The 5,531-nt window shown below is 54.2% G+C and carries 5 protein-coding genes; all 5 read right to left on the reverse strand.

Annotated elements, in window-relative coordinates; all coding sequences use genetic code 11:
• Positions 1-209: 209 nt before the first annotated feature.
• The 5 genes from ABYV26_RS19490 to ABYV26_RS19510 all read right to left on the reverse strand — a co-directional run bounded on the left by ABYV26_RS19490 (position 210) and on the right by ABYV26_RS19510 (position 5,489).
• Positions 210-500, reverse strand: coding sequence for a hypothetical protein (locus ABYV26_RS19490; protein ID WP_372683026.1), 291 nt, complete (start codon positions 498-500; stop codon positions 210-212).
• A 235-nt stretch (positions 501-735) separates the two neighbouring features.
• On the reverse strand, positions 736-1,230 hold the full coding sequence (locus ABYV26_RS19495; protein WP_372683027.1) for a response regulator: 495 nt from the start codon (positions 1,228-1,230) through the stop codon (positions 736-738).
• Between the two features lie 115 nt (positions 1,231-1,345).
• Complete coding sequence (locus tag ABYV26_RS19500) at positions 1,346-2,590, reverse strand: response regulator (RefSeq protein WP_372683028.1); 1,245 nt, start codon at positions 2,588-2,590, stop codon at positions 1,346-1,348.
• Between the two features lie 14 nt (positions 2,591-2,604).
• Positions 2,605-4,737, reverse strand: coding sequence for a SulP family inorganic anion transporter (locus tag ABYV26_RS19505; protein WP_372683029.1), 2,133 nt, complete (start codon positions 4,735-4,737; stop codon positions 2,605-2,607).
• Positions 4,738-4,808: 71 nt separating this feature from the next.
• Complete coding sequence (locus tag ABYV26_RS19510; protein WP_372683030.1) at positions 4,809-5,489, reverse strand: hypothetical protein; 681 nt, start codon at positions 5,487-5,489, stop codon at positions 4,809-4,811.
• Positions 5,490-5,531 lie beyond the last annotated feature (42 nt).

Consider the following 5,531-nt stretch of genomic DNA (forward strand, 5'->3'; position numbering starts at 1 on the left):
CATGGCGGCGTTATGAAACGACTCAACATGCCTACATACTACCTGTATGCTGCACGGATTCGCCATTGCATGCCTTGCCCTGAACCCTTGATCCTTATCTTTGAGATATGCTCCAATCTCCTTGCCTGCGGCAAGTCGCTGGAAATGCCGTCCAGTGAGGATAAGTGTCGATTTCCGGTTTGCTGGTCTTGCTTAGAACGGATCGCCCATCAGGACTTTCCGGCGGAGACCAGTGTCTCTTGCGTACCATTGTGCCTGAAGGCCAGCTTGAATGTCGATCCGTTGTCATTCCAAACCTGATGTAGAATCCACTCCTCCGACGTTCCGTTGTCGGTGGTCACCTTGAGATGAACACTGTTTTTGCCCTTATCCACTTTATCGATCGTGGCTGGGTATGTCTTTCCGTCGAAGACCAATGATAGTGGACTTTTCTCAAGGTTGATCTCTACGGTACCGTCACCTTGGACACGCTTCCAGGAACCGCTGAGCTGTGTTTCCAACTTTTCTCCGTTGCCGCAGCCAATAACCATGCATACAACAATAAAAGCAAAAACTGTGACCACAGTGGATTGTACCTTAAACGATCTTCTCATTACAGGTTCCTTTTTATGTGAAGGTTGGTGTTATGGATCCAAACCGGCTTGACTTGCGATTGGTTCGGATCACATGGTTATTGATCATCTTTGACCGCAATTGTCCGGTAGAGCCGACAAATTAAAACGCCGGTCAACGCCCTTATTTGCGGTTATCATCCAGCTTCGCCATTTCCCTGAGCAGCCCCAGCGGGGATTGATTCATGGACATTTTCTGAATCGCTTCCATTCGCTTCAGATTGCTTTCAAACTTCTTTTGCAGTCTGGCCTGGTAGGCCTCTTTAAGTGCCTCCACCAGTTTGTTGGTATCGCATGGCTTTTCCAGGTATTTAAAGGCGCCGAGCCTTGTGCATTCCACAGCGGATTCCACCGTGGCGTGCCCGGTCAGCATGAGGATCTCGATGAATTTATGGTTGCTTTTGAGAATTTTCAGAACCTGCGCACCGTCGGTGCCCGGCATCTGTAAATCCAATACCGCCACGTCGAACCCCCCTTTATTGGCCGCATCGATCGCCTCGTCTCCGTTAGCGGCCGTCGTCACGTCGAAACCCTTGATGGACAGCCGCTCCGAAACCGCCTTCAAGAATTTGATTTCGTCATCGACCAAGAGAATTTTAATTGTGTTGTCCGTTTCCATGACACCCTCCACTTGTGTGGGTTAAAAAAAAATTGTTCTTTATACAAGAGCAGACCCACTGGCGCCGCCAGCATCTGTCTATCCATACCGGGTCGGCACACCCGTGCGGCGTCTGTCAGCCATCCGCCTGGTTCGACTGCCGGCCCTCTCTATCTTGACGGATTTTCTCTTTAGCGGCCTTAATGGTCTTGCTCAATTCCTCGATATCCACCGTTTTTGAAAGGAAGGCAAATGCACCCAACTCCATGCACGTTTTTTTATCGGTTTCCGATCCCTGGCTGGTCAAAACGATAACTTCGATCGCCGGGTGAGTCTTTTTCACGCGGCGCAACACTTCGATGCCATCGATGCCTGGCATCCTGAGGTCCAAAATCATGACATCGGGTTCGTCCTCCCGGGCCAGTTCAAGGGCCGATTCGCCATCATAGACCACCGCCGACTCCAGTTCGCGCATCATCAACCGTTTGGACAGCGTCTGAACGTATTTTTTTTCATCGTCCACCAGCAGGATCTTCGATGGGGCTTCAAAATCCTGGCGCCGGTAGACATCGGTCTGGTAATAGCCGGGCCCCACCTTGGTCTCAACTGACATCACCCCCGGCACCCGGGCGGCGATACCCTTGAGTTCATCTTCCAGGCGGCTGAGCAACAACACGTGCTTGTTAATGGTCAGGGCGACGGCGCCTTCCCGGACGTCGATCCCAACGGCATGGCCTTTCTTGACCAGAGCCACCTCCACCTGGGCGGCGATTTTGAAATCATCTACCGCCTTTTGGGAGCGACCGGCAAGTTTGATGACGGAAGCGTTGATGTTTTTTTCTACCATGTCGGCAATTTCGTCCGGCGATGCTTTGTCGGTTGGAAAGGTGATATCGTAGAGGGAGTTACGCCATGGATCGTTAGCGCCATGAAGCCTATACACCCATGCGGCACACTTCGCATCGTCACGGTGGATGGCTTTAAGGGCCTCGGGTTTGGCGAGCCGGTGCTGGTTGGCGGCGACAGCGATTCGCGAATTCATATCCGCAATCAGGCAGACCCGCAGCACATGATTGATGGCGCGCGGGATAAGCTGTCCGGCAAAACCGCAGATAATCAGGTCGTCTTCAGTAAGGTTTTTGGCCAGGGCCAACCGAAGGTACGCCAACGAACGCTCCCGCTCACGGGTCAGGCGGTTGAATACCGATGTTTTTTCGGCAAACACCCGCTCGATCCGGTTTTCAGGGATATTGGAAAGGCGACTGGCTTCGGCAACGATTGTCTTGTCCGAAATCAGCCGATAGCCGGTTCGCGAACCGATTTCCCGGACGACCTGTTCATCGTTGCAGTAGCTGCCGCTGAATATGGTAATGACTGGCATGGGTAAATCCTCCTTTAGGCTTCAACAAGTCGGCAAGCGTTTAACAGGGGACAATTCGCTTCCGGGTCATGCTCGTGAGCGGATCCATGGATAGCGACGATGCCTTTTTCCATAGTCGGGAAAAGATGATCCTCACCGATTTTCGCCAGAAAGTGAGTGCGGCTGAACACCTCCATGACCGTCTCGTTCACCCCGCTCATCGAAATGTCGATTCCATTGCTCCTGACCCGATCCACCAGCAGCGACAGGGTCTCTTCGCCAGACGAATCGATATCGTTGATCCCATTGGAAACGAGGAGGATATGATTGAGGCCCTCCTTGCTGCGTATCATTTCGGTGATCGTGTCTTCCAGGTAGCTGGCATTGGCAAAAAACAGGGGGCCGTCGAAACGTACCAGGGTCACATAGGGGCACTCCTCTAATGCGTGGGTTGTCACACAACGCAGCGCCTCGTCTTCCGACCGGGACAAGAAAGCCACCCTGGGGCGCATGCTCTTGTAAAGAAAAACCATCAGGGATAGCGCGACACCGATCATGATGCCCTTATCCAGGTGGGGGGCGAATACCAAGGTACTGACAAACGAAATGATGGAGATCGCGCCGTCATACCATTTGGCCTTCCAGGCATGGATAAAACCGGAAACGTTCAGCAAACCGATAACAGCGATCATGATGACGGCGGCCAGTACGGCCTGGGGAAGATGATAGAGCAACGGCGTAAAAAATAAAAGTACGATCACCACGGCCAAGCTGGTAAAAACGCTTGATAATCCGCTGACGGCCCGGGCTTGCAGATTGACCGCCGAACGTGAAAAGGAGCCGGATGTGGGATAACTCTTACCGATGGCGCCAAAGATATTGCCCAACCCCTGACCAATCAGTTCCTGGTTGGGGTCGAGTCGTTGTCCGGTCTTGCCGGCCATGGCCTTGGCAATCGAAATCGCTTCCATGAAACCCAACAACGAGATAATCGCGGCAAAAGGCAGCAAATGAAGCATGACCCCGAAGTTGATCGGCGGTACGCTCAGCGTCGGCAAGCCTCTGGGGATGGTGCCGACCACGGCGCCGCCGCCCATCATCTTGAGACGGCCGGTGTCCAACGCTTCGTTGCCGACCTTGATGCGCCATGTGAGCCCGTCGCTTTCCAGGCCGGCAGGGACCTTATCTTTAGGATAAAAAATAAAGGATCCATCCACCTGGGCAACACCGGCAAGTAGGATCGACCGGATCTGCTCCCGGTAGCGGTGAACATCCTCTTGCAGGTGTGAAATATTCAGGTTAACCACGTCCACATTGTGCGCAGCATCCAGAACGCCGATCTCGTCGTGGCTCTTCCTGGCGTTTTCCAACGCTTCACCGAAGTGGGTTCGTCCCTCGGAAAGGGGTGGCAGGGCTGCGGTGGCGTTATTGAACGACTCGATCAGTTGGCGCACAGAAGCGGATTCAATGGCATCGATATCAACGAAGCGGTCGTGTTCGAACCCAGTGGCCCAAGAGATGATCGTAGTGATGACCACGGCCACCAGGACATTGGGGATTCGCGGCGAAAGCCACTTGAGGCCGTACATAACACCGAAAGCAGACGCCCCCATCAGCAGGGTCGGCCAGTGGGTGTAGTGGGTGGCTGCCTCGACAACGTGGATGATGGTTTCGTAATGGTGCGGCGCGGTGTCGACGTAGACACCGAACATTTTTGACAGCTGAGAGGAAGCGATGATGATGGCGGCGGCGTTGGTAAAGCCGTTGACCACAGGGTGTGATAAAAAATTGACCACCAGTCCCAGCCGCAGGATGCCCAGTGACAACTGAAATAGGCCGATCATCAGGGCCAATAAAATGGCATAGGCGATGTATCCGGGGCTGCCTGCGGTGGCCAGCGGCGCCAGTGATGCCGCTGTCATCAGGGAGACCACCGCCACCGGCCCGGTGGCCAGCTGGCGGCTGGAACCGAACAGTGCGGCAATCATCGGCGGCAGAAAAGAGGCGTAAAGCCCGTAATAGGCGGGCAATCCCGCAAGCTGGGCATATGCCATGGACTGGGGGATCAGAACCAGAGCCACGGTCAGGCCCGAAAGCGCGTCAAGTTGCAGGGATGCCTTGTCGTAGTTTTTGAACCACGCCAAAAAAGGGAGTACCTTTACCACCATGTGCCACTCCTATCCTTAAATTTTGCGTTGCTGAGACCCTTGCCCGGTCACCGCAGTTCTATTTCCGGCCATCATCCAGCCGCGCCATTGCCCTGAGCAAACCCAAAGGAGATCGGAACATCAATTTCCAGGCAATCCGAAGTGCGGTTCCAGCGAATGGAAACGCCGATCGATGCCGCCATGTGATTGACGCGGTCATCGGAGAACACCTCCAGTTCCTTGAAACTGAATCCGGAAAAACAGATCCGCCAGTTCGATTCGGTATTGGATTGAACGGATATATCCAGTTTTGCCCGCGGACCGGTATTCTGGAAAATATGGACCATCGCCTGGTAAAGGATCGCCTGGAGAATGAACGGACAGGTCTGCGCCATGGCGGCTGTCCCTGCGCCAGCGTGCAGGTTGGTTTTCCCGGCAAAGGACAGGTAGCCGGAAAGGTTGCAAACCAGGTCCAGGATTTCCATCAGATCGACGGATGCGACAGGGGTATCGACACTGTGGGCAAACCGATTCATCTGTCGGATGGTGGTGAACCCCCGCTGGATTTCCTCGATGATGCTGTCGGTGCTGCTGGTGAGCATTTCGGGGTCGATGGATTTCCCCCCCCGGGCCAATTCCGACAAGTCGCCGAGCAGCCCGGCCGTCTCGGAAATGATGGCCATGACGTTTTTCAGCTCATGGGAAATCGAGGCGTTGACCCTCCCGAAAAAGGCCAGGCTGTCGTATCCAAACCAATCTTTCGCGTTGTCCATCTTCATCCCTCACCTAATAAGCGCATTTCCCTCTGGGGGAGC

The organism is Desulfosarcina sp. (assembly GCF_041551955.1).
Lineage (GTDB): Bacteria > Desulfobacterota > Desulfobacteria > Desulfobacterales > Desulfosarcinaceae > Desulfosarcina.

Bases quoted from the DNA above. Each gene is read 5' to 3' on its own strand.
- ABYV26_RS19500 (WP_372683028.1), bottom strand. From the start codon at position 2,590: ATGCCAGTCATTACCATATTCAGCGGCAGCTACTGCAACGATGAACAG.
- ABYV26_RS19495 (WP_372683027.1), bottom strand. From the start codon at position 1,230: ATGGAAACGGACAACACAATTAAAATTCTCTTGGTCGATGACGAAATC.
- ABYV26_RS19505 (WP_372683029.1), bottom strand. From the start codon at position 4,737: ATGGTGGTAAAGGTACTCCCTTTTTTGGCGTGGTTCAAAAACTACGAC.
- ABYV26_RS19510 (WP_372683030.1), bottom strand. From the start codon at position 5,489: ATGGACAACGCGAAAGATTGGTTTGGATACGACAGCCTGGCCTTTTTC.